Annotated in this window: 31 protein-coding genes; 15 read left to right on the top strand and 16 right to left on the bottom strand. The window is 54.4% G+C overall.

Features of this window, described 5'->3' with window-relative positions; genetic code table 11:
* Positions 1-30: 30 nt before the first annotated feature.
* The 8 genes from HX884_RS27305 to HX884_RS19640 form a co-directional block, all read right to left on the bottom strand.
* Positions 31-654 carry an ead/Ea22-like family protein gene (locus HX884_RS27305; RefSeq protein ID WP_249166262.1) on the bottom strand — a complete coding sequence of 208 codons (624 nt, stop codon included), beginning with the start codon at positions 652-654 and terminating at the stop codon, positions 31-33.
* Complete coding sequence (locus HX884_RS19670; protein WP_178328674.1) at positions 651-1136, bottom strand: hypothetical protein; 486 nt, start codon at positions 1134-1136, stop codon at positions 651-653. The genes HX884_RS27305 and HX884_RS19670 overlap by 4 nt, the downstream gene beginning before the upstream one ends.
* 61 nt (positions 1137-1197) lie before the next feature.
* Entirely contained in the window at positions 1198-1542 is a 345-nt protein-coding gene (locus HX884_RS19665) for a DUF1064 domain-containing protein (RefSeq protein WP_163283850.1), read from the bottom strand.
* Positions 1543-1659: 117 nt separating this feature from the next.
* The gene (locus HX884_RS19660) at positions 1660-2445 is read right to left on the bottom strand and encodes a replication protein P (RefSeq protein ID WP_178328673.1); all 786 of its coding nucleotides are present in this window, start codon (positions 2443-2445) and stop codon (positions 1660-1662) included.
* Positions 2442-3266 carry a DnaT-like ssDNA-binding domain-containing protein gene (locus HX884_RS27300; RefSeq protein ID WP_249166261.1) on the bottom strand — a complete coding sequence of 275 codons (825 nt, stop codon included), beginning with the start codon at positions 3264-3266 and terminating at the stop codon, positions 2442-2444. The genes HX884_RS19660 and HX884_RS27300 overlap by 4 nt, the downstream gene beginning before the upstream one ends.
* Positions 3267-3272: 6 nt before the next feature.
* Complete coding sequence (locus HX884_RS19650) at positions 3273-3461, bottom strand: hypothetical protein (RefSeq protein WP_178328672.1); 189 nt, start codon at positions 3459-3461, stop codon at positions 3273-3275.
* Positions 3458-3661, bottom strand: coding sequence for a hypothetical protein (locus HX884_RS19645; protein WP_047050345.1), 204 nt, complete (start codon positions 3659-3661; stop codon positions 3458-3460). Before HX884_RS19645 ends, HX884_RS19650 begins: the two co-directional genes overlap by 4 nt.
* Positions 3662-3808: 147 nt before the next feature.
* A complete protein-coding gene (locus HX884_RS19640) occupies positions 3809-4039 on the bottom strand; it encodes a hypothetical protein (RefSeq protein WP_178328671.1) in 231 nt (76 codons plus the stop codon).
* A gap of 154 nt (positions 4040-4193) precedes the next feature.
* On the opposite strand from HX884_RS19640, the gene HX884_RS19635 reads away from it, so the two are divergent.
* From HX884_RS19635 to HX884_RS19585, 11 genes are all read left to right on the top strand, one after another.
* Entirely contained in the window at positions 4194-4784 is a 591-nt protein-coding gene (locus HX884_RS19635; protein WP_063162293.1) for a helix-turn-helix transcriptional regulator, read from the top strand.
* 151 nt (positions 4785-4935) lie between these two features.
* Positions 4936-5076: a hypothetical protein gene (locus tag HX884_RS19630; RefSeq protein ID WP_168927380.1), complete on the top strand. Its 141-nt coding sequence runs from the start codon at positions 4936-4938 to the stop codon at positions 5074-5076.
* A 4-nt stretch (positions 5077-5080) separates the two neighbouring features.
* A complete protein-coding gene (locus HX884_RS19625; RefSeq protein ID WP_063162294.1) occupies positions 5081-5380 on the top strand; it encodes a hypothetical protein in 300 nt (99 codons plus the stop codon).
* Positions 5377-6198, top strand: a complete 822-nt coding sequence (locus HX884_RS19620) for a PD-(D/E)XK nuclease-like domain-containing protein (protein ID WP_178328670.1) — start codon at positions 5377-5379, stop codon at positions 6196-6198. Before HX884_RS19625 ends, HX884_RS19620 begins: the two co-directional genes overlap by 4 nt.
* Entirely contained in the window at positions 6195-7082 is an 888-nt protein-coding gene (locus HX884_RS19615) for a RecT family recombinase (RefSeq protein ID WP_178328669.1), read from the top strand. The genes HX884_RS19620 and HX884_RS19615 overlap by 4 nt, the downstream gene beginning before the upstream one ends.
* Before the next feature lie 49 nt (positions 7083-7131).
* A complete protein-coding gene (locus tag HX884_RS19610) occupies positions 7132-7395 on the top strand; it encodes an AlpA family transcriptional regulator (protein WP_045345490.1) in 264 nt (87 codons plus the stop codon).
* Positions 7396-7504: 109 nt separating this feature from the next.
* Complete coding sequence (locus HX884_RS19605) at positions 7505-7801, top strand: PerC family transcriptional regulator (RefSeq protein WP_060578442.1); 297 nt, start codon at positions 7505-7507, stop codon at positions 7799-7801.
* Positions 7794-7952 (top strand): DUF1317 family protein, encoded by a 159-nt coding sequence (locus HX884_RS19600; protein ID WP_178328668.1) that lies wholly within the window; start codon positions 7794-7796, stop codon positions 7950-7952. Before HX884_RS19605 ends, HX884_RS19600 begins: the two co-directional genes overlap by 8 nt.
* Positions 7949-8200: a hypothetical protein gene (locus HX884_RS19595; RefSeq protein ID WP_130056150.1), complete on the top strand. Its 252-nt coding sequence runs from the start codon at positions 7949-7951 to the stop codon at positions 8198-8200. Before HX884_RS19600 ends, HX884_RS19595 begins: the two co-directional genes overlap by 4 nt.
* Positions 8197-8388, top strand: coding sequence for a DUF1382 family protein (locus HX884_RS19590; RefSeq protein WP_063150689.1), 192 nt, complete (start codon positions 8197-8199; stop codon positions 8386-8388). The genes HX884_RS19595 and HX884_RS19590 overlap by 4 nt, the downstream gene beginning before the upstream one ends.
* Positions 8385-8936 (top strand): phage N-6-adenine-methyltransferase, encoded by a 552-nt coding sequence (locus tag HX884_RS19585; RefSeq protein ID WP_178328667.1) that lies wholly within the window; start codon positions 8385-8387, stop codon positions 8934-8936. The genes HX884_RS19590 and HX884_RS19585 overlap by 4 nt, the downstream gene beginning before the upstream one ends.
* Here HX884_RS19585 and HX884_RS19580 read toward each other — a convergent pair.
* From HX884_RS19580 to guaB, 3 genes are all read right to left on the bottom strand, one after another.
* Positions 8933-10186: a site-specific integrase gene (locus HX884_RS19580; RefSeq protein WP_178328666.1), complete on the bottom strand. Its 1254-nt coding sequence runs from the start codon at positions 10184-10186 to the stop codon at positions 8933-8935. The two genes, HX884_RS19585 and HX884_RS19580, sit on opposite strands and share 4 nt — an antisense overlap.
* 192 nt (positions 10187-10378) lie before the next feature.
* Positions 10379-11956, bottom strand: coding sequence for a glutamine-hydrolyzing GMP synthase (gene guaA, locus HX884_RS19575; protein ID WP_013098264.1), 1578 nt, complete (start codon positions 11954-11956; stop codon positions 10379-10381).
* A gap of 67 nt (positions 11957-12023) precedes the next feature.
* The gene (gene guaB, locus HX884_RS19570; RefSeq protein WP_013098265.1) at positions 12024-13490 is read right to left on the bottom strand and encodes an IMP dehydrogenase; all 1467 of its coding nucleotides are present in this window, start codon (positions 13488-13490) and stop codon (positions 12024-12026) included.
* Positions 13491-13649: 159 nt separating this feature from the next.
* On the opposite strand from guaB, the gene xseA reads away from it, so the two are divergent.
* Positions 13650-15023 carry an exodeoxyribonuclease VII large subunit gene (gene xseA / locus HX884_RS19565; RefSeq protein WP_178328665.1) on the top strand — a complete coding sequence of 458 codons (1374 nt, stop codon included), beginning with the start codon at positions 13650-13652 and terminating at the stop codon, positions 15021-15023.
* Here xseA and HX884_RS19560 read toward each other — a convergent pair whose 3' ends face one another.
* A complete protein-coding gene (locus HX884_RS19560) occupies positions 15024-16157 on the bottom strand; it encodes an MFS transporter (RefSeq protein ID WP_038985669.1) in 1134 nt (377 codons plus the stop codon).
* Positions 16158-16319: 162 nt separating this feature from the next.
* Here HX884_RS19560 and HX884_RS19555 point away from each other — a divergent pair, with 162 nt between their 5' ends.
* Entirely contained in the window at positions 16320-17339 is a 1020-nt protein-coding gene (locus tag HX884_RS19555; protein WP_023620379.1) for a M4 family metallopeptidase, read from the top strand.
* Positions 17340-17690 carry a protealysin inhibitor emfourin gene (locus tag HX884_RS19550; protein WP_178328664.1) on the top strand — a complete coding sequence of 117 codons (351 nt, stop codon included), beginning with the start codon at positions 17340-17342 and terminating at the stop codon, positions 17688-17690. It abuts the gene before it with no gap.
* Here HX884_RS19550 and HX884_RS19545 read toward each other — a convergent pair.
* Together HX884_RS19545 and HX884_RS19540 are read right to left on the bottom strand one after the other, a co-directional pair.
* Complete coding sequence (locus tag HX884_RS19545) at positions 17687-17908, bottom strand: zinc ribbon domain-containing protein (RefSeq protein ID WP_023620378.1); 222 nt, start codon at positions 17906-17908, stop codon at positions 17687-17689. The genes HX884_RS19550 and HX884_RS19545 overlap by 4 nt on opposite strands.
* A gap of 52 nt (positions 17909-17960) precedes the next feature.
* Positions 17961-19505 carry a peptide MFS transporter gene (locus HX884_RS19540; protein ID WP_178328663.1) on the bottom strand — a complete coding sequence of 515 codons (1545 nt, stop codon included), beginning with the start codon at positions 19503-19505 and terminating at the stop codon, positions 17961-17963.
* A gap of 576 nt (positions 19506-20081) precedes the next feature.
* Between HX884_RS19540 and HX884_RS19535 the strand changes: the two genes are divergently transcribed.
* Entirely contained in the window at positions 20082-20441 is a 360-nt protein-coding gene (locus HX884_RS19535) for a hypothetical protein (protein WP_085455070.1), read from the top strand.
* Here the strand turns inward: HX884_RS19535 and HX884_RS19530 are convergent.
* On the bottom strand, positions 20434-20976 hold the full coding sequence (locus tag HX884_RS19530) for a plasmid pRiA4b ORF-3 family protein (RefSeq protein WP_021548888.1): 543 nt from the start codon (positions 20974-20976) through the stop codon (positions 20434-20436). The genes HX884_RS19535 and HX884_RS19530 overlap by 8 nt on opposite strands.
* Before the next feature lie 120 nt (positions 20977-21096).
* Positions 21097-21282 (bottom strand): hypothetical protein, encoded by a 186-nt coding sequence (locus HX884_RS27295; protein WP_000188903.1) that lies wholly within the window; start codon positions 21280-21282, stop codon positions 21097-21099.
* Positions 21283-21306: the final 24 nt, after the last annotated feature.

Genomic DNA, 21306 nt, shown 5'->3' with positions numbered 1-21306 from the left:
CTGCGCGCTGTTTTTTCGTCAGAGCCATGATCACTCTCCTTTACCGGCTGCGGCGACGATTAACTTCTCAGCGTGCTGAATGTCAGGGTTTCCCGCAATCATCACTTCCGGCGAATCACAGTCACCGCCAAGTTCAAGGATGCGCTCATACCCGGTACGCAGGCATGATTTGTAACCTGACACTGACTGCTTGAGCGCTTCGTTAAGCTCAGCAATCCGCTTCTCTGCGGCTGTAAGTTTATCTTCGGTCTCTTTGAGCCTCTCAAGGCGAATAACCATGCCATGAATAACAACTGGCACCTGGTCATCAACGAGGTCGCAAGGTACTTTCAGAGCGCGTTTCCACTCGCGCATTAGGGCGTTGCGCTGTTCTGCAACAGCAACAATGGCTTCAAGTCGATTGATTCTGTTGTCTTTGGCTTCCAGCTCATTCAGCAGCGCCAGCACAGTGGCGGGGTTGGCCGCGGCAACAAAATCCCTGACTGGTTTGTGTTCAATTTCCGCTATTGGTTGATACGATGTGAAGCCATGCTGCTTTTCATAACTACCATTGCGAATGACGTAGAAGTCGCCATTTATTTTCTTGGCTTGCCACTTATCGCTACCAGCCTTCTCAGCAGCTTCACGTAATGCGCGTTTGTCGATGTTGCTCATGACTGCACTCCTTTACGAAGCTGGGCGGCGCGTTGGCTTGCTTGTCGTAAAATCATCTCCCACCCTTTTGACTCAGGGGTATCAGAGACACCTTGGTTGGCAAACTTGACCAGCATTGTTTCTGCTACTCCAGCAAGGCTATCAAGTTCACTGGCCCGCACTTCAGCCAGGAAAGCGTCGGTGGCCGGGGTTTCCATAGAACGATAAAGCGCAACGATATCGTCAGTTTCGCTCGGCTCTTCATGAGAGCAATTCGGACACACGGCAACACTATTAGCGTGCTGTTTGATTAGCTCCTTCAGCCCAGCATTTTCCGCAGCCAGCGCCGCGCATTTGGCTTCAAGTGCGTTACCGCGCTCATACTGCACATCCAGAGATGAGGACAGTTCGACGAGTAGCTTTGCCACCGCAGGTTCATCCGCAGCAATCTCCTTGCTCATGCCATGTCCGATATTCACCAACTGCTTAGTTATAGATTCCATCTTTACCCCCGCTTACCCGTATAATTTATTGATTACGTTGATATCAAAAAGGATCGTCGATTCAGAACACTTCGAAATTCCATCCGCCACCGGCTTTCTTCGGCTTCACAGTCACGCCGATGATGCGGAACGGATACTGATCTGCTGCGACTTTGGTTTTCACTCTGGCGTCGTCGGTCCAGAAACCTTTCACCTCGTGTAATTCCATCTCGCCGGTGGTGAGCATCACTGCGAAGTCCGGCGTGTAGAACGTGTTGTCAGCCAGTCTCAGCTTGATCCCTTCGAACCGGTACCAGGCCACTTCACCTGCATGCTTGCGCAGCTCCAGGTGCTGGCAGTACGCAGATTCCGTTTTGTTCATCTGGCCTGTTTTGAGTCGACCAAGAGCCTGTAACTGCTTTTTCATGCCTTACCTCTCAGGTAATTTAAATCCACATTAGAGTTAAAATCAATAGCTATGCGCACATTTTGTTACCTGCAAGGTAATTATACTGGCGTAAAAAAATGCGCTGCCGCGCTGGTGCTACCTGATGAGTCCTGCCGCTTTCCCTCGCCGGTATTCCTCCATCAGCCACTGGGCCGGTGTCAGCCCTCCCAGGGTGGCGGCATTCGGCATGCATCCGAAGCTTTTGCCGGGTGGGTGGTAAGCACCCCCCCCTGTGTCCTCAGGTGTTTGTATCGGCTCTGGCTTCGCCTGGATGCTCAGAACCGGATCAGGAATATGGTGACCGGACGCCACTTTCGCAGCCCATTCCTCCAGCAGCTTGCGCGCATGCTTCTCGACTTCAATCTCGCTCAGCTGGCGCTGATACATCGCACGGCGGGTATCGCACACAATCCAGTACATGACCGGGTGGCGCCACGGGAATCGCTCCGGGCCGCCAGGCTGGAGGCTTTTCTCTTTGGCGTAACGGTGAAACTCCCCCATCACGTCCTCGATGCTCACGCCCAGCACCATCTTGCTGTCCTTGCACCACTTGATGAACTGTCCGGGAGACGGCCAGAACGGTGATTCACTGACGCGGGCATGGCGCATTCCTGCTGATACCTGCTCGCGGGTACGGATCCCTCCTTCGGCAAATGCGGCGATCCACTGGCGCTTCGCTTCGGTTTCCTGCTGCATGGTCTTCAGGTTGGTCTGCTCAGCCGCCGGGAAGAGTTGCTTAAGCTGTTTGAACAGGGCATCGACGAGACGCTCTGCGCTCATGTTAACAACATTGTCCTGCTGGTCATGGTGATTGTCAGGTCCCATCATGCGAGCCAGAGCACCTGCATCACGATTCTGAATTGCTGCGAATACGTTACTCATAAGAAATCCTTCCAGCCCTCAGGGCTGTTCCAGTGTGGTACGTCATCGTCAGAGCTGTCACCGCGCCTTCCTGCCGCTCTCTTTTTCCTGTTCATCAGCAGCCGGGCAAACTTCTGCTCCCACTGCACGTGTTGCATCACATTGCCTTCCGCCATCCAGTAGGTGATGAATTCGATTAGTTCTGATTTCTTGTACCCCTCAGCAGGTAGTGCATGGCCCCACATCCTGGCGCGCATAACAAAGTCATCTGACGGTTGCCAGTTTTCATGCATGGTGAATTTGCCGATCGGTTCCCCGATACCCGGAACAACAACGGGAGGGATTTGAATTTCTTCGCGCGCAGAGAGAGGGGTTTTATTTATATCTTCTCTTCTCTTTATCTCTTCTTTATCTGTCGTGACATTTCGTGACTCGTCGTGACATTGCCGTGACTCGTTTCTTTCTTGCTGCCGCATTCGCTGCCTTTCACGCTGTTCTCTTTTTCTCTGAGTTGCTGATTTTGCTCCTGTTTCATCATTGCCACGGTCCTCTTTTTTAGGCTGTCTCCGCTCCCACCCTGTAAGGTATGTTCCATCCAAAACACGGCCCTGCATGGCGTTAATAACAGCGTCTATGTCACACTCAGTCACGTCAAAATGTGACGCTAAGTCCTCGTTCGTGACATCAGCGTGACCTCGCGTGACATTTTGTGACCCGCTAACAAGAAGGTGGACATAAACGGCCTGAACGAGAGCTATCGGTTGACCGGATATTCTCGCTATGGTTCTCCACTTCGGGTCATTAGGCATATCATGCCAAAGACGTAGCCATTGATTAGCCATATGAACCTACTCTTTCTCGAGATCAGTGATTCCACAAAGGCGCAAACCATCGAAGCAACCAGTATCAACCATGTCGCAGTACATTGTCTGATCTGAAATGTTCAGCCGGTGCCACATAATGAGCATCGCTTTTTCTTCTTCTGACTCTGCTTCAATGCATAATTGAGCACTGGAACCGGAGAAAAAAATCTTCATGCTGCCTCCCGCGCCTTTCTGGCTGCCTTTAATTTATCTGAACGCAACTGCTGCTGGCGTCGAGCCCGCTCGTTGTTGCACTTAACGCATTCACCACTGAGGGTGTAGCGCTCACTGTCATGCCCGTGAATGCACTTCTTGCCGGTGTAGAACCTGGCGAGGCCCATTTCGAGAGCTTCACGCTGAGTTAATCGCTTCATTTGCACCTCTCTTTGAAATTTATCTTTGGTAATTTTGTGCGATGGGCGAAAAAAGATCAACCATATTCGGATCATTATTACCTGAGAGCACTGAATAGATATGAAAAGACCGCCAGAAGGCGGCCTGATGGGGGTTTGAGGGAGGTTTTATTCGTAGAAGAAGATAGCCAGTTCCGGCTTAGTCCTGACCCATCCGCGTTGTTTGCATGCCTTAAACAGCCCATTCATCAATGTCTTACCGGGCATTTTCCGGCGTCCAGTAAGATGCGTCTGGATGTAGTGACTGGTGGTTCCGGCCTCGTCAGCAAAGGCAGTTCGCTCATCAGGAGTGAGTTGCAACCAGTGTTTTTTGAAGTCGAATTTTTCGTTCTCGCTCATAGCTATTGCCTGATATTAATTTCAGATAACAAATATTCACCCAGAAGGTAATAAAAATCAAGGTTTGTTACCTGCGAGGTGCATTTACCTGTGGGGTAAATTCGCTTTTAATTGGCACACTAACTAATTCATATATGAGGCGATTCACCAGAGCATGAAAAGTATTCAGGATATCCGCAGGCAGAATATTAACGATATCATCGACCGTGACTTTAACGGGGTGCAGACTCGTCTGGCGGAAAAACTGGGAACTCAGGCCAACCTGGTGAACCGCTGGGCCCGCGGGCAGAAGGTTGTCGGCGACACGGTGGCGCGCAAGATTGAGAAGGCGGCGAATAAGCCGTCTAACTGGCTGGACGTCGACCACTCACTATCTGCTGTTGCCATCCCCCAGGAGGAGATCACCGCTTCCGATATCGGCCAGCTGGCGGCGCATAATCTCGAAGCGTGGATGCAGAATAACCGCGACCTGTCGTCTCAGGGCAAGCTGTCGAAAGCGTCCGGCGTTGCCCAGGCGACAATAAACCGCATGCTGAACAATGAAGTCAGCGTTTCTATCTCCACCCTGGAGGCGATCGCCAGCGCGTTCGGGCGCCGGGGCTATGAACTGCTCATCCATCCTCGCGACCCGGCGACCATCCATTACGACCGGGCCCGCTACGCATTGTTACCTGAGAGCGAGAAAAGCAAGATTGAGAGCTACGTTGATTTTGTGATTGTTCAGAACGGTAAATCGCAAGAGTAAATTTATATATTTCATACACTAAGCCGCCATCGAGCGGCTTTTTTATTCCCCTCACAATTACCTATTGGGTAATTTTTTATAATCATACCTATTGACTTCAAACCATATAAGGATAATTATTACCTCAACGGTAACACTGAGGTAACGAATTATGCAGTGGAAAATCATCAACGGTTGGTACTGCGTTACGGCGTGCGGGCTGATGAGCACCAAGTGCCGCACTCTGCATGAGGCCATCAACTGGGCATTTGTCACCAAGATGGCAGTCAAAACTGAAATGGATATGGGGTGAGCAAGTGAACATCCAGCAGATTAACAACCTGAAAAAAATCATGACCAGTATCGACAGCGACTACCAGCTGAGTCAGTTGCACTACGAGCGCCAGGTGGAGTTGATCGACGCCATCAAGTTCCACCAGCTGCAAAAACCTTTCTATGAGCTGGAGCGCAAAGGAGTGCGGACCGAGATTCTGGAAGAGCTGATGATGAGCCCGGAGTTTGAAGAAGCTCTCGCAGCGTACCAGGCCGCGCTGACCAGCATCATCGCGAAGTGGGATCTGGCTGACCAGCTTGACACAGCGAGGACTGCGGCATGAAGCCAGGAATTTACTTCGACATCAGTAACGAGGACTACCACGCCGGTGACGGCGTGAGTAAGTCGCAGCTCGATATGGTTGCGCTGAGCCCGGCCCTGTTGCAGTGGCAGAAATCAGCACCGGTCGATACCGAAAAGCTGAAAGCGCTGGATATGGGTACCGCCCTGCACTGCCTGCTGCTGGAGCCGGAAGAATTCGATAAGCGTTTCATCGTGGCGCCGCAGTTCAACCGCCGCACGACAGCAGGGAAAGAGGATGAAGCTGCATTCCTGAATGATGTTGCTGGAATGGGCATGACGGTTATGGATGCCGAGCAGGGCCGGAAGTTGCAACTGATGCGCGACAGCACGATGGCTCACCCGGCGGCGCGCTGGCTTCTTGAGGCGGAAGGTTTCTGCGAAGCATCGCATTACTGGACGGATCCGGAGACTGGCGAACTGTGCCGCATTCGCCCGGATAAGCGACTGAAATATCACCCGGTGCTTTTGGACGTGAAAAAGGTTACAGACATGGAGCGTTTCTCCCGCCACGTCGAGGAATTCCGGTACCACGTTCAGGACGCCATGTACCGCGAAGGTGCGCAGCAGACCACCGGAGAGCCACACGGTTTCTTCTTCCTGGCGGTGAGCGAAACCATCGACTGCGGACGTTACCCGGTACGCGTGTTCGAACTGGATGCGCCGGATGTAGACGCCGGGCATGCACTGTTCCGCCGGGATCTGAATACCTACCACCAGTGCCGCGAGTCAGGCGACTGGGGTGGATTTGAAATTATTAAACGCCCTGAGTGGGCACGCAAACAGGATATGTACGTATGAGCAACGACATCGCAATCACATCGCAGCCTGGTGCTACCGTTGGCACCGCTGCGGCAATCTTCAGCCCTGAGGGTATGGACCGCCTGGTGCGTTTCGCAACCCTGATGGCTGACAGCAAGGCCACAGTTCCGGCGCACCTGGCAGGAAAGCCTGCTGACTGCCTGGCCGTGACCATGCAGGCGGCGCAGTGGGGTATGAACCCATTCGCCGTGGCACAGAAAACTCATGTTGTTAACGGCACGCTGGGTTATGAAGCGCAACTGGTGAATGCGGTTGTGTCCTCCTCCAATCTTCTGGCCACCCGCCTGAATTATCGCTGGGATGGTGACTGGTCGAAAGTAAACGGGAAATCCGACAAATCTCCGAACCTGACCGTAACCGTGTGGGCGACACTCAAAGGAGAATCAGAGCCACGCGAACTGACGATCAGCATGGCCCAGGCCGGTGTGCGTAACTCCCCTCTCTGGGAGCAGGATCCTCGCCAGCAGCTCGCATACCTGTGCGTTAAGCGCTGGGCTCGCCTGAATGCACCTGACGTCCTGCTTGGCGTGTACACCCCTGACGAATTGCAGGAGACGGCACCGCGCGTTGAGCGCGATATCACTCCTGCGCCAGCCACCGCATCAGGCATGAACAAGCTGATTAACTCAAAGCCTGAGCAAAAGCAGGAAGAGCATGATGCTGGCCGTAAAAAAGACGACCGCAGCCCTGAAAAATTGCTCTCTGATTTTTCTGCTTACGCAGGCGGTGCAGTCACCGTTGAAGAATTGGATTCAGCTTATACAGCCGTAGCAAAGCGTTTATCAGCAAATCAGGACCTGCTGGATAAGGCTACCGATGTATACAGCATTCGCCGCGATGAGCTGAACGAAGTCCCTATGTAATCACCACCGTGGCGCCACGGCGCCACACCTGCAACCAAGAGAGGTATTTATGAAAGGTGCATTGAGTAAGAAAAAACTCCTTGAGGTGGTGCCACTGTCATGGAGCACGATTGACCGACTGGAGCGTGATGGCGAATTCCCGAAACGCTGGTACATCACCGATGGGAAAGTGGCATGGACCCAGGAAGAAGTGGAGAAGTGGCTTGACGATCGCAGGAAGAACAGCCCGGACGAATTCCAGGGAAAAAAGCCACCGGTTGAGCTGCGGAAGTATCGGCCTGTGAAGGGTGCTGCCGTGAGTGCAGCAGCATGACGGCGCTGAAGAAGCATATCAGCAGATGGTCAGATGTTTACCTGTGTCTGGCCGTTGTCGCCTACCTGATGTGGCTGGCGGCGGTAATCAGTTGAGAGGTCTGGATCAGATGAAAAAGACGAAGCTTGAGCGCTATCACGAAGACTACGTGTCGCAGCGCCGTGTTGAAAGAGTGGTGGCAGTAACGCCGGAAGCAATGGAGATCGAAAGCCGGGCTATTGCTCGCGAGCGCCTGGGCCATTACCGCATCGCGGCCCGCCTCTGGCTCCAGTGCCTGGATGCGGCCGTTGGTGAAGTTGAGCGCGCCCGCATCGCGGTGCGCCGCCAGCAGTGCATAACCAAAGGGAACCGCACGCCGCACCTGGACTACAGCGGGATCGGATGTCGCGGGGTGGTGTATGACTAATCCGCACGACGGGATCACCGTGGGCAGTGTCACGCTGCCCTATTCCATCATTCGCCGCGGATGGGTAGCACCAAGCGGCGACGTTATCAGAAACCCATTGAAGGCTCAGCGCCTGGCTGAGCTGATGAACAGCAGGAAGGTGGCAGTATGAGCAACGAAGCAATGAAAATGGCATTAGCAAAGCAGTTGACGATCGCCCTGCAAAACCTCGGTGCTCCTGTCGAATTGCTCTGCATCGTTGGGAGCTACGGAGATACGCAGATTGATTCTGACGTGCTGGAAATGCTTGAGCAATACAATTCTAACGGATCATGCATTCACAGCCTGATTCTTTCTGTTGAAGATACACCACAAACGCGTAGAGAAAGAATATCGTTAGTTGAAGGCGGTTCAGCATGAACAAAGCATCACCAGCAGATTTAAGAAAGTGCCTCGAGGCTGCAAATATGCTCGCCTCGTTCGGCATCCGATTTGTTCCAATGCCAGCAGCCACAGACGCGGAGTACGCAATGCTGTCCGCAATGTTTATGGATAAGCTGGAGTCTCTTGCTGTAGAAGCTGAGAAGTCGGAAGGCGGTGAAGCATGACTGATTTCGCAGGAAGTAATACGCCAGCTGATCAGCGTGATTTATGGCGCACGCCACCAGCTATCTTCTCAGCGCTAGATGCCGAGTTCTGCTTCCAGCTGGATGCCGCCGCAGCGCCGCATAACGCTCTGTGCCGGAAGTTCATCACCGCCGAGCAGAACACGCTGGAAACGCCGTGGGCTGATTACCTGAATGTCCCCGGATATGTATGGCTTAACCCACCATACAGCGACATCATGCCGTTCGTGAAGAAGGCCGCCGCAGAGAGCGCCAATCAGATCGGTACGGTCATGCTTGTACCGGCAGACACATCGGTTGGCTGGTTCAGGGAGGCTATCCAGACAGCCAGCGAGGTACGCTTCATCACTGCCGGGCGGCTGGCATTTATCAATCCGGTAACTGGTAAGCCGGTCAGCGGCAACAACAAAGGATCATTACTGATTATCTGGAAGCCATACCCGAGAACGCATTGCGAATTTACAACGGTTGAGCGCGATACTCTTATGACGTATGGCAATTCCCGCCTGGCAAGACGGGAGGCTGCTTAATCCTTTCCTTCCATCCACTTCTCAAACTTCGACGGGGAGAACGGCACCAGATCGGTGTGCTCCCCTTTAATCCAGGCATCAACCATATCCGCCCACTGCTGCAACATATATGCGCGCTGCCGGGCATACTCCGCTTTGTTGTAAACAGCCCGGACTCCTTTCTGCTCGTGCGCCTGTGCCTTCTCGATCCAGTCTGATGGATAGTCAGCTTCATGCAGCAGCGTGCTGGCCGTGCGGCGCAAGTCGTGCACGGTGAAGGCCTGTATTTTCTCGCTGTCTTTATTTATTGCTTCCACGGTCCGGTCGATAAGGGAGTTCAGCGCGGCGTTCGATAATGGCTTGCGGAAGTTGTAGCGTCCAGGAACCAGGTATTCACTGCCACCAGCGCACATCTGCAACCCAACCAGCAGATCCTGCGCCTGCTTCGGCAGGTAAATCACATGTGCGCGCCTGGCCTTCATTCGGTCTGCGGGGATCGTCCATGTCCAGTTCTTGAAATCGATCTCCTGCCACGTCGCGTAAGTGAATTCGCTTTTGCGAACCAGCGTCAGCAGTACCAGCTTCAGCGCCATCTTCATGGTGCCCATCGCACCGACGTCATCCAGCGCACGGAAGAATATGCCAATTTCCTCAGGCGACAGTGTGCGCTCGCGGGGCTTAAACATGGCGATCGATGATGGCTTAATGTCAGCAGCAGGATTGAACAGACCATGCCCGCGGTCGTTGGCGTACCGGTAGACGCTGCTGATTATCTCCCTGACCTGAATCGCCGTTGCCCGGCCGCCACGCTCGACGATACGGTCGCAAAGGTCGCGCACCATCCTGGTGGTTATCTCAGTCATCATTTTGTTTCCAAGCGCCGGGAGGATATCCCTGCCGATCACTGCCTGCTTCATGGCGCGGGTGCTGTCTGCCAGGGTGACGTGTTTCATGTAGGTGTCGGTATATACCGCGAATGTTTCAGCGCCGGCGATCTGCCTGATACCGTCTCGTTTCGCCGCAGCAGGCGACTGGCCTGCCTTCAGCAGCTTTTTGGCGTTAATCAATTCTTCTCGCGCTTCCGCCAGGCTGATACCGTCACGTCCGTACTGGCCGATCACCAACGTTTCACGGCGGCCGTTGATTCGGTAGTCGTAGCGGAACGAGACAGAGCCTGACGTGAGCACGGCGACATACAGCCCGTCACGGTCAGAAACTTTATACAGTTTGTCCTGTGGTTTGAGGTTTTTCAGTTTGGTATCGGTAAGCACAATTCACCCGTAATGCATCCATGTTTTTGTCGGTATGAGAGTATACCTTTCGGGTAATACCGTCACCTGTACCGTCGAAAAATGTGGTGTATAGTGAATAGATATGAGTAGATATAAACAAAAACCCTCTGCTATTACAGAGGGTTAGAGAATAAATTGAATAGATATGATGTGCTATGAACTAGCTATACATCATTCCCACTCAATCGTAGCCGGTGGCTTACCGCTGATGTCATACACCACGCGGGAAATACCGTTCACTTCGTTGATGATGCGGTTAGACACACGGCCTAAGAAGTCATACGGCAGGTGCGCCCAGTGCGCGGTCATGAAGTCGATGGTTTCCACCGCACGCAGGGAAACAACCCAGTCGTACTTACGGCCATCGCCCATCACGCCGACGGAGCGAACTGGCAGGAACACGGTGAACGCCTGGCTCACTTTGTTATACAGGTCAGCTTTGTGCAGCTCTTCGATGAAGATAGCATCCGCGCGACGCAGCAGGTCGCAGTACTCTTTCTTCACTTCGCCCAGCACACGCACGCCCAGACCCGGCCCCGGGAACGGGTGACGGTAGAGCATGTCATACGGCAGACCCAGTTCCAGACCGATCTTACGCACTTCGTCTTTGAACAGCTCACGCAGCGGTTCAACCAGACCCATCTTCATCTCTTTCGGCAGGCCGCCCACGTTGTGGTGAGATTTGATGACGTGTGCTTTACCGGTTGCGGATGCCGCAGACTCGATCACGTCAGGGTAGATTGTGCCCTGTGCCAGCCACTTCACGTCTTCCAGCTTCAGCGCTTCTTCGTCGAACACTTCCACGAAGACGCGGCCGATGATCTTACGTTTGGCTTCCGGATCGTTGACACCGGCCAGCGCGTCCAGGAAGCGCTGTTCGCCTTCCACGTGAACGATGTTCAGACCGAAGTGGTCACCAAACATGTCCATGACCTGCTGGGCTTCATTCAGACGCAGCAGACCGTTGTCCACGAATACGCAGGTCAGGTTTTTACCGATAGCGCGGTGCAGCAGCATCGCGGTTACGGAGGAGTCAACGCCACCGGACAGGCCGAGAATGACTTTGTCATCGCCAACCTGCTGACGGATGCGCTCAACGGCGTCGTCGATGATTTTAGCCGGGGTCCACAGCGCTTCACACTGGCAGATATCGCGCACGAAGCGCTCCAGCATGCGCATACCCTGACGGGTGTGAGTCACTTCCGGGTGGAACTGCACGCCGTAGAAGCGTTTCTCTTCGTTCGCCATAATCGCGAACGGGCAGCTTTCGGTGCTGGCAACGGTCACGAAGTCGGACGGGATAGCGGTCACTTTATCGCCGTGGCTCATCCACACGTCCAGCAGCGGTTTGCCGTCTGCGGTCAGGGAGTCTTCGATACCGCGCACCAGCGCGCTGTCGTTCACCACTTCAACCTGTGCATAGCCAAACTCACGCTCGTTAGAGCCTTCTACGTGGCCGCCCAGCTGCATTGCCATGGTCTGCATACCGTAGCAGACGCCGAATACCGGCACGCCCGCTTCGAACACATACTGCGGCGCACGCGGGCTGTTCTCTTCGGTGGTGCTTTCCGGGCCGCCGGACAGGATAATGCCGCTTGGATTGAATTCGCGAATCTGTGCTTCCGTGACATCCCACGCCCACAGTTCACAGTAAACGCCCAGTTCACGCACGCGACGCGCCACCAGCTGAGTGTACTGAGAACCAAAGTCCAGGATGAGAATGCGATGTTTATGAATGTTTTCCGTCATTGACGCTAATTCCGAGGCAAGTGAAACAAAAACAGAGCGCCCGGCATGAGCCGGGCGCGGAAACTTATCAGGAGCCCAGACGGTAGTTCGGGGACTCTTTGGTGATCGTCACGTCGTGAACGTGGCTCTCCTGGATACCCGCACCGCTGATGCGTACGAATTCCGCTTTAGTACGCAGCAGGTCAATGGTACCACAGCCGGTCAGACCCATACAGGAGCGCAGGCCGCCCATCTGCTGGTGAATGATCTCTTTCAGACGGCCTTTGTAGGCAACGCGGCCTTCGATACCTTCCGGCACCAGTTTGTCAGCAGCGTTATCGGTCTGGAAGTAACGGTCAGAAGAACCTTTGGACATCGCGCCCAGAGAGCCCATACCGCGGTAAGATTTGTAAGAACGGCCCTGGTAGAGTTCGATTTCACCCGGGGATTCTTCAGTCCCTGCCAGCATGGAGCCAACCATCACCGCGGAAGCACCTGCGGCGATCGCTTTAGCGATGTCGCCAGAGAAGCGGATACCGCCGTCTGCGATGACCGGAATACCGGTGCCTTCCAGCGCTTCCACCGCGTCAGAAACCGCAGTGATCTGTGGAACACCTACACCGGTCACGATACGGGTTGTACAGATGGAGCCTGGGCCGATACCCACTTTCACCGCGCTGCAACCTGCGTCAGCCAGCGCGCGAGCACCTGCGCCCGTCGCCACGTTACCGCCGATGATCTGCAGATCAGGATATTTCGCACGGGTGTCGCGAATACGTTGCAGAACGCCTTCGGAGTGGCCGTGGGAGGAGTCAATCAGCAGCACGTCAACGCCTGCGGCAACCAGCGCATCAACACGCTCTTCGTTACCGGCACCTGCGCCAACCGCAGCGCCAACGCGCAGACGGCCATGCTCGTCTTTACAGGCGTTAGGTTTACGTTCTGCTTTCTGGAAGTCTTTAACGGTGATCATACCGCGCAGGTGGAAGTTCGCATCCACAACCAGCGCTTTCTCAACGCGTTTTTCGTGCATTTTTGCGAAGACGACATCACGCGCTTCACCTTCACGCACGGTCACCAGACGCTCTTTTGGCGTCATATATACGCTAACCGGCTGGTTCAGGTCGGTCACGAAACGCACGTCACGGCCGGTGATGATACCCACCAGCTCGTTCTCTTCGGTCACCACCGGGTAACCGGCAAAGCCGTTACGTTCGGTCAGGGCTTTCACTTCGTGCAGGGTGGTGGTTGGCAGAACGGTCTGTGGATCGGATACGATGCCGGATTCATGCTTCTTCACGCGGCGAACTTCTTCAGCCTGACGCTCGATAGACATGTTTTTGTGAATAAAGCCAATGCCACCTTCCTGTGCCAGGGCAATAGCCAGGCGCGCTTCAGTCACGGTGTCCATTGCCGCAGAGAGCATAGGAATGTTCAGGCGAATGGTTTTCGTCAACTGCGTGCTGAGATCGGCAGTATTCGGCAGAACGGTGGAGTGAGCGGGAACGAGGAGGACGTCGTCAAACGTCAGTGCTTCTTTAGCGATACGTAGCATGGGCAATATCTCTGACCTGGGTGGTTAAATATTGCCGTGGCATTATACAGAGCGTAACCGATTGCATCCACACTTTTTTATAAAAAAACCTTGCACTCCCCTCTCAGCAGGTTACTATCGACTGAATAACTTGCTGATTTAGAATTTGATCCCGCTCACATGTTATCCTCTCAATCCCCCTCAATTTATACTGTCAGCCGCCTGAATCAGACGGTGCGTTTGCTGCTTGAGCAGGAAATGGGGCAGGTCTGGATCAGCGGTGAGATCTCTAACTTCACGCAGCCCGCTTCCGGCCACTGGTACTTTACTTTAAAAGACGACACCGCCCAGGTGCGCTGCGCCATGTTCCGCAACAGCAACCGCCGCGTGACGTTTCGTCCTCAGCATGGCCAGCAGGTGCTGGTGCGCGCCAATATCACATTGTATGAACCGCGCGGCGACTACCAGATTATCGTCGAGAGCATGCAACCTGCGGGCGAAGGCTTACTCCAGCAGAAGTATGAACAGCTTAAGGCTGCGCTTTCGCAAGAGGGGTTGTTCGACCAGCAGTATAAAAAGCCCCTGCCCTCACCAGCCCACTGCGTTGGGGTAATCACTTCGAAAACCGGTGCCGCGCTGCACGATATTTTGCACGTCCTCAAGCGTCGCGATCCTTCCCTGCCCGTCATCATCTACCCGACCGCTGTTCAGGGTGACGATGCGCCAGGCCAGATTGTGCGTGCCATTGAGCTGGCGAACGCGCATCATGAGTGCGACGTATTAATCGTTGGGCGTGGCGGCGGCTCGCTGGAAGATTTGTGGAGCTTCAACGACGAGCGCGTGGCGCGGGCGATTTTTGCGAGTGCTATTCCCATCGTGAGTGCGGTCGGGCATGAAACAGATGTGACGATAGCCGATTTCGTTGCGGATTTACGCGCGCCTACGCCGTCTGCTGCGGCAGAAGTGGTGAGCCGCAATCAGCTGGAGCTGCTGCGTCAGATCCAGAACGGCCAGCAGCGCCTGGAGATGGCGATGGACTACTTCCTCGCTAACCGTACCCGCCGCTTTACCCAGCTTCATCACCGCCTGCAGCAGCAGCATCCACAGCTTCGCCTTGCGCGTCAGCAAACCGTGCTGGAGCGTCTGCGCCAGCGGATGAACTTCGCGCTGGATAATCAGCTCAAGCGCGCGATGTCGCGTCAGCAGCGCGTGACGCAGCGCCTGAACCAGCAAAACCCGCAGTCGAAAATTTACCGCGCACAAACGCGCATTCAGCAGCTGGAGTATCGTCTGGCAGAAACTGTCCGGGCACGACTTAGCACCACCCGCGAACGCTTTGGCAATGCGGTGACCCATCTCGAAGCGGTTAGCCCACTTTCTACCCTGGCACGTGGCTATAGCGTTACCACCGCCACTGACGGCCAAGTGCTGAAGCAAACCAAACAGGTGAAAGCCGGAGACGTGCTGACCACCCGTCTGTCGGACGGCTGGGTGGAAAGCGAAGTGAAAGGCGTGATGCCGGTAAAAAAACCTCGCGCCCGTAAAAAGGCGTAATCAGCGATGGCTCTCTGGCGTGACGGCTAGCATCAGCCAGGACATGCCTGAAAAAATCGCCAGCGCAGCCACTGCGCTCGTTAACCCCAGAAGCAGGCCAAAAAGGATAGCCCCCACAACCTGCCCGCCTGCCAGCATCAGAAAGGCCAGGCTGACTCCAGCCGCAGGTGAAGGATGTGCGATCTCTGCCCCCTTCACCAGCAATACCCCGGACAAAATCACATACCCCGCGCCGCTCATGGCCACTGCCGGAATAAGCCACCAGGAGAAACCGTGGCTTACTGTCAGAACCGCCAGAGAAATGGCCATGAAGATCTGGGATAAACGATAGACCCCCCGCATGCCGATACGCCTTGCCATACTTCCGGTAAATATGGCAACAATCCCCGCCCCGCCGCTTATCAGCCAGAGAACATTGGTCGCTGCGCTATCCAGCTCCGTGTGACGCATAAGTATTTCCGGGCCAAAGCTCCACCATGCGGCGCTGGCCATACCGCTGATAAAGGCAATCCCCAGCAGCCGAAACATGCCGGGTTTGCGTACGATAGATAGCACCTTTGGCGTTGACTCACGGGATTTCGCCGCAGATGACGGCAGATACCGCCACAAAGCCGGCAGGCACAGCAGCGCCATAATGGCGAACACAACACAGGCTGCCCGCCAGCCCCCGGGCATGAAAAACAGAACGGGCACCGAGAGAATGATCCCACCGCTCGTTCCGGCATTGATGGTGGTATTCACATGGAGCTGACGGTCAGGGGCGATCCTGTCATTAACCGCCCCGGCAAGGGCCGGTGAGGCCAGGCCCGAGCTCAGCCCGGCAATAAATAAACCTATCGCCAGCATCGTTGAATGTGCCGAAGTCGCGAGAATGAACAACCCCGCGGCGGCGGCGATGGCCGCCAGCAAGGCGGGCAAACGAGGCCCAACGCGCGCAATAAGGTATGAGGCCATAAATATCGACATGCAATACGCCGCATAACTACAGGAGGCTATAAACCCCGCCACCTGCGGGGTGAAAGGGATAGCCTGGCGGATATCAGGCAGCATCAGGCCCCACGAAAACCTTGCCATACCATAGGTCACCGCGATGATTGAAAACCCGGTTATGCTCAGCGAAGTCTGTCTGTTCATTACGCTCCTCTTACTTAATGCCGTTTAAAAAACCTAAACGGTGGTGAAGCGTTGCGCCAGTTTTTAAGGAGACGAATTGTCCGACTTACAACCAGCACCGGTTTAATGTTTTACACTTAAGAAGATTCTTTTTTCGGCATTGCCAGAAAACAGGAGAGTTGCATGACCCGAATTCACAGCGTGATCCCCCCCTATATTCTTCGTCGTATTATCGAAAGCGGTTCTGAGCCGCAGCAGCGCTGCGCCCGCCAGACTTTAACCCATGTCCAGACGCTAATGGCCCACATGCCCGGTAAACCAGCCGCGCCGCACGTGAGCAAAGCCGGACAGTTGGAGCGTGATATCTACGATGCGAAACAGACCCAGGAGCTGCCAGGCACGCAGGTGCGCTATGAAGGCCAGCCGTCCAATGGGGATGTGGCCGTCGATGAAGCCTATGACTATTTAGGCATCACCCACGATTTCTTCTGGAAAGAATACCAGCGTGACTCGCTCGATAATAAAGGGCTGATCCTCACCGGCACCGTGCATTATGGCCGGGAATACCAGAACGCCTTCTGGAACGGTCAGCAGATGGTCTTTGGCGATGGCGACGGGGAAATATTTAACCGTTTTACCATTGCCATCGACGTTGTGGCGCACGAACTCAGCCATGGCGTTACCGAGACCGAAGCCGGGCTGATCTATTTTGAACAATCGGGTGCGCTGAATGAGTCCCTGTCGGACGTGTTTGGCTCGCTGGTTAAACAGTATCACCTGAAGCAAACCGCCGACCAGGCCGACTGGCTGATTGGCGAAGGTCTGCTGGCGAAAGGGATTAACGGCAAAGGGCTGCGCTCCATGTCGGAGCCGGGCACCGCCTATGACGATCCTCTGCTCGGTAAAGATCCGCAACCGGCGCACATGAAGGATTTCATCAAAACGCGTGAAGATAACGGCGGCGTCCACCTGAACTCCGGCATTCCCAACCGGGCGTTTTATCTGGCCGCAACGGCAATCGGCGGCTATGCCTGGGAAAAAGCGGGTTATGCCTGGTACGACACAGTTTGCGATCGCAATCTGCCACAAGATGCGGATTTTGATGCCTTCGCAAAACTGACGATAGCCCACGGCGAAAAGCGCTCGGGCAGCGACGTTGGGGCGGCGATAAGACAAGCCTGGGAACAGGTGGGAGTGCTGTAAATGCAGGTTCCGGAACTGACGGATGACGCCGTGGTTAAGCTGGCCCGGGAAGGCGGCGTCGCTTTTATTCCCAGGCTGAGCGGCCAGCGCACCATCACGCTCTCATCTCTCAATGAGGCGCAGCGTCAGCGCGTGGTGAGTATTCTGGAGCAAGCCATTCCGCGTGGGCAACCGCCTGGTCAGACGTCGTCACCAGGCAGCGGTGACCAGCGTTATTTTCGTATCCAGATCTTCTGGACCCGGCACAACGAAGCGCAGTATACCGATATTATTGTGCTGGTACCGGAGCAGGAAGCGCCCGAATCGCTGGTTGAACTCTGGCAGAAAGGCGAAGGCTGCGTGTGTGATTAAGCCCCGACAGGGACGAACTCCACGCGTTTTTTAGAGATCAGGCCGTGGCCGTTCTGGCAGAAATAGTCCACCGCACCGCAGGCCTTTAATACCTGGAGTGGCTGATGGCACTCCGGGCAGCGGGCTTCGAGCGCAATATCTTTGTGACAGTGTTCGCAGTAAGCCACGCCGTTTTGCGGCTCCAGCTCGGTATGGCAGGTTGGACAGGCGATCGACATAGTAACTCCTTAAGCAGGTTGCCGGGGCGAAGCGGTCGCCCCGGCCGATCGATTATACCGCCTCAGTGGCAGGTTTCGTCCGGGCATTTTCCAGCATGCGACGAACCGGCACAATGAGAACGATCAGTACCGCAGCACAAATCAGCAGCGCGATGGAGCAACGCGCGAAGAGATCTGGCAGCATATCCAGCTGGTCTGCCTTCACGTGGCCGCCAATCAGACCGGCAGCCAGGTTACCCAACGCACTTGCGCAGAACCACAGCCCCATCATCTGACCGCGCATTCTTTCTGGTGCCAGCAGGGTCATGGTAGCCAGACCAATCGGGCTCAGACACAGTTCACCCAGCGTCAGCATCAAAATACTGCCTACCAGCCAGAACGGCGAAACGCCTGCTCCGCCGTTGCTCAGCACATTCTGCGCCGCCAGCATCATCAGGCCAAAGCCCGCCGCCGCACAAAGAATACCAATAACAAACTTGGTGATACTGCTCGGGCGAATGTTCATGGTGGCAAGCTTCGGCCACGCCCAGCTGAATACCGGTGCCAGCAGAATGATGAACAGGGCGTTGATCGACTGGAACCATACGGCCGGAATTTCGAAATCACCGATCATGCGATTGGTGTAGTCGTTGGCAAACAGGTTAAAGGAAGTCGGTTTCTGTTCAAACGCGGACCAGAAGAACGCAGCGGAAACCAGCAGGATAAAGCAGACCAGCAGTCTGGCGCGCTCTTTACGGGTCAGACCCGCGAAGATGAACAGATAAATGAAGTAGAGCGCAACGGATGCCGCAATCACATAGACCAGCATACTGGCCACCGCGACCGGGTTAATCACAATGACCCCCTGGGCGATCAGCGTGACGAGAACCGCCACCCCAACCGCCAGCGCCAGCAGCCACGCGCCCACGCCGTTGCGTTTGACCACCGGGCTGTTCCAGGTGGAATCGAGGCCCACTTCGCTGTCGTAGCGCTTCATGGACGGGACAGCAAACACGCGGAAGATAATCAGCGCCACCAGCATCCCGATGCCGCCAATACCAAAGCCCCAGTGCCAGCCGTGGGTTTTAATCAACCAGTCGGAAATCAGCGGCGCAATGAACGAGCCCATGTTGATGCCCATATAGAACAGCGAGAATCCGCCGTCACGACGCGCATCGCCTTTTTTATACAGGGTGCCGACCATCACGGAGATACAGGTCTTGAACAGGCCCGATCCCAGCACAATAAACATCAGGCCGATAAAGAACAGGTTGTTCCCCATCACCGCCGAGAGCGCAATCGACAGGTGGCCGAGCGCAATCAGAATCGAACCGTACCATACGGCTCGCTGCTGGCCGAGCCAGTTATCGGCCAGCCAGCCACCCGGCAGCGCGGCCAGGTACATGGCACCGGCGAAGATACCGACAATCGCCGAGGCGTTTTCACGCGCCAGCCCCATGCCGCCGTCATAGACAGTGGCGGCCATAAAGAGGATCAGTAACGGACGAATGCCGTAAAACGAGAAACGCTCCCACATCTCGGTAAAGAACAGCGAACCGAGCGGATAAGGATGGCCGAAGAACGTTCGGCTTTCTTTTTGATTAACAGAGGATTGCATAATTCTCCCGAAAGGTATGTCGTTGTGCTGAAAGCACCGCGCGTACGCCGGCCAGTTACGTATCTGACCGATTTTTTACATGCGGCGAAAAATGAGTTAACCATTTGATAACCAGGCGCTAGTTTTGTCTAGTACCAGCCCCTGGACTTTAAGATGAAAATTCGACGATTGTCTACTTTCTTAGATTTAAACATGGTTAAAAGCGAATAGTGATTGACTTCACACAAGGAAGGCAGGCGTTTTGTATGGGCGAAAAAAACCCGCGACAGGAGCGGGTTTTCGTGAGACAGGCAAAGTTTATTTGCTTTTCTTAATGTGAAAGACAAATACAGCACCAATAACATTGATTTTAAATGTTTTTATAATTCGACAAATAAAAATGGGTACAACCTTGTGTACAACAAAAATCAAAGTGCTCTGCTTTTTAGCTCACTTTTTGAACTACGAATGTTTCGCAGCTTCTCCGATCCCTTGCCGTAATCTTGCCGTGCTATCGAAACCTCACCGTATCCTTACCGTGATAGCCATTTTCTTATTGTATGATAGTGCTATCCCACAATAAGGAACCTGCCAGCCATGAGAATGACCAGCCGCAAAAAAGAGATACTCAGCTACTTTGAACCTGATAGCCTCGATTGGGTTACTGGTGAGATTGGTGCGCCGCCGTTCGATGTGTCGGGTGTGGCCTACCTGCTTCATGGCATGGTGTCGTTCGATAAGCGTCACCAGCTCGAATCAACCCGGCGCACACTGGAAAGCATGGTTGCTGGTGGACTGCTTGAGCGGGTGACAGTGTATGAATCGCGCCAGATACGGCGCGGCGGTGAGACTAACGCAACGGTCGTGCGCTACGGTTTACCCGGTCAGTGCGCTGTTATGCGCGATACTGGCGGCGCTGATAACGCAATATCAGGTGAATACATGCGGGTCAGTTAATAGCCTGCAATCTGTCGTTGATGCGGCTCAGGTCGTAAACCCGGCGTTCAATATCCAGCATCAGGAAATTGTGGATCTCGGCCTGCTCAGGATTATCAGACTCTCTGGCCTGTAATAGCAATTCATTGTAACCATGCAAGCCGCCTGAGTTTTCCGCCGGGGTGGTGCCTTTCCCACGCAGGCAGCTAATGGGCTGATTGCTCGTATCGTGTGTTTGCTTCTCCAGCACAATGACGCAATCCCACCAGTCGCCAAAGTCATACGTGTAAACCAGCTTGTCACCATCATTCTGGAGCGCTGCCCATAGTGGTGTGATTGCCGCATTACCCATGCTTTCATCCTCACCCCATACGCGATACTCGCTACCGGGATCACCTTTACGCCCTTTCTCGAACATATACAGGTGTTCGTCATTCCAGCCAAAAGCCAACTGGATCACCGCGTGAAGTTCACTAAAGGGGATTTGCTCTGGAACCAGCACACGCCGCCATATAGGTGGCTTGCTGTCTCGGATGGTTATCTTTAGCTGGTACATGCAAATCCTGAATAAATGCGAATCGGAAGGATAACGATACTGACGTACTCACAATTCTGTAAAGGTGAATAAAGGAAATTTGCTTAATACGCATAAGTTACATGTGGAATAATCCCATATCTACCTGCGCGGCGCTGGCTTCTTCCACTGGTAGGCAGGTGCTCGCATCATTTCGCGGAACCTGTCGCGCCGGGCTATATCGGCATTAACTGAGCGTTCTATCTCCCGTTGATCTGCCTGTGTAAGCTGGTGGCCTCCGTGCTCAAGTTTGGCGATGGTCAATAAAGCTATTTCGCGTGGTGTCATACGTCATACCCTCTGGAAGGATGA

The organism is Enterobacter sp. SECR19-1250, from assembly GCF_013391025.1.
Taxonomy (GTDB): Bacteria; Pseudomonadota; Gammaproteobacteria; order Enterobacterales; family Enterobacteriaceae; genus Enterobacter; species Enterobacter cloacae.
This window is presented reverse-complemented; position numbering and strand designations above follow the sequence as displayed.

Excerpts from the sequence above, each read along its gene's own strand:
- HX884_RS27295 (WP_000188903.1), bottom strand. The coding sequence starts at position 21,282 with ATGACACCACGCGAAATAGCTTTATTGACCATCGCCAAACTTGAGCAC.
- HX884_RS19640 (WP_178328671.1), bottom strand. The coding sequence starts at position 4,039 with ATGAGCGAGAACGAAAAATTCGACTTCAAAAAACACTGGTTGCAACTC.
- HX884_RS19645 (WP_047050345.1), bottom strand. The coding sequence starts at position 3,661 with ATGAAGCGATTAACTCAGCGTGAAGCTCTCGAAATGGGCCTCGCCAGG.
- HX884_RS19610 (WP_045345490.1), top strand. The coding sequence starts at position 7,132 with ATGAAAGGTGCATTGAGTAAGAAAAAACTCCTTGAGGTGGTGCCACTG.
- HX884_RS19530 (WP_021548888.1), bottom strand. The coding sequence starts at position 20,976 with ATGTACCAGCTAAAGATAACCATCCGAGACAGCAAGCCACCTATATGG.
- HX884_RS19605 (WP_060578442.1), top strand. The coding sequence starts at position 7,505 with ATGAAAAAGACGAAGCTTGAGCGCTATCACGAAGACTACGTGTCGCAG.
- HX884_RS19595 (WP_130056150.1), top strand. The coding sequence starts at position 7,949 with ATGAGCAACGAAGCAATGAAAATGGCATTAGCAAAGCAGTTGACGATC.
- HX884_RS19555 (WP_023620379.1), top strand. The coding sequence starts at position 16,320 with ATGACCCGAATTCACAGCGTGATCCCCCCCTATATTCTTCGTCGTATT.
- HX884_RS19600 (WP_178328668.1), top strand. The coding sequence starts at position 7,794 with ATGACTAATCCGCACGACGGGATCACCGTGGGCAGTGTCACGCTGCCC.
- HX884_RS19630 (WP_168927380.1), top strand. The coding sequence starts at position 4,936 with ATGCAGTGGAAAATCATCAACGGTTGGTACTGCGTTACGGCGTGCGGG.
- HX884_RS19615 (WP_178328669.1), top strand. The coding sequence starts at position 6,195 with ATGAGCAACGACATCGCAATCACATCGCAGCCTGGTGCTACCGTTGGC.
- HX884_RS19660 (WP_178328673.1), bottom strand. The coding sequence starts at position 2,445 with ATGAGTAACGTATTCGCAGCAATTCAGAATCGTGATGCAGGTGCTCTG.
- HX884_RS19535 (WP_085455070.1), top strand. The coding sequence starts at position 20,082 with ATGAGAATGACCAGCCGCAAAAAAGAGATACTCAGCTACTTTGAACCT.
- HX884_RS19665 (WP_163283850.1), bottom strand. The coding sequence starts at position 1,542 with ATGAAAAAGCAGTTACAGGCTCTTGGTCGACTCAAAACAGGCCAGATG.
- HX884_RS19635 (WP_063162293.1), top strand. The coding sequence starts at position 4,194 with ATGAAAAGTATTCAGGATATCCGCAGGCAGAATATTAACGATATCATC.
- HX884_RS19590 (WP_063150689.1), top strand. The coding sequence starts at position 8,197 with ATGAACAAAGCATCACCAGCAGATTTAAGAAAGTGCCTCGAGGCTGCA.
- guaB (WP_013098265.1), bottom strand. The coding sequence starts at position 13,490 with ATGCTACGTATCGCTAAAGAAGCACTGACGTTTGACGACGTCCTCCTC.
- HX884_RS19540 (WP_178328663.1), bottom strand. The coding sequence starts at position 19,505 with ATGCAATCCTCTGTTAATCAAAAAGAAAGCCGAACGTTCTTCGGCCAT.
- HX884_RS27305 (WP_249166262.1), bottom strand. The coding sequence starts at position 654 with ATGAGCAACATCGACAAACGCGCATTACGTGAAGCTGCTGAGAAGGCT.
- HX884_RS19650 (WP_178328672.1), bottom strand. The coding sequence starts at position 3,461 with ATGAAGATTTTTTTCTCCGGTTCCAGTGCTCAATTATGCATTGAAGCA.
- HX884_RS19545 (WP_023620378.1), bottom strand. The coding sequence starts at position 17,908 with ATGTCGATCGCCTGTCCAACCTGCCATACCGAGCTGGAGCCGCAAAAC.
- HX884_RS19585 (WP_178328667.1), top strand. The coding sequence starts at position 8,385 with ATGACTGATTTCGCAGGAAGTAATACGCCAGCTGATCAGCGTGATTTA.
- xseA (WP_178328665.1), top strand. The coding sequence starts at position 13,650 with ATGTTATCCTCTCAATCCCCCTCAATTTATACTGTCAGCCGCCTGAAT.
- HX884_RS19620 (WP_178328670.1), top strand. The coding sequence starts at position 5,377 with ATGAAGCCAGGAATTTACTTCGACATCAGTAACGAGGACTACCACGCC.
- HX884_RS19550 (WP_178328664.1), top strand. The coding sequence starts at position 17,340 with ATGCAGGTTCCGGAACTGACGGATGACGCCGTGGTTAAGCTGGCCCGG.
- HX884_RS19670 (WP_178328674.1), bottom strand. The coding sequence starts at position 1,136 with ATGGAATCTATAACTAAGCAGTTGGTGAATATCGGACATGGCATGAGC.
- HX884_RS27300 (WP_249166261.1), bottom strand. The coding sequence starts at position 3,266 with ATGGCTAATCAATGGCTACGTCTTTGGCATGATATGCCTAATGACCCG.
- HX884_RS19560 (WP_038985669.1), bottom strand. The coding sequence starts at position 16,157 with ATGAACAGACAGACTTCGCTGAGCATAACCGGGTTTTCAATCATCGCG.
- guaA (WP_013098264.1), bottom strand. The coding sequence starts at position 11,956 with ATGACGGAAAACATTCATAAACATCGCATTCTCATCCTGGACTTTGGT.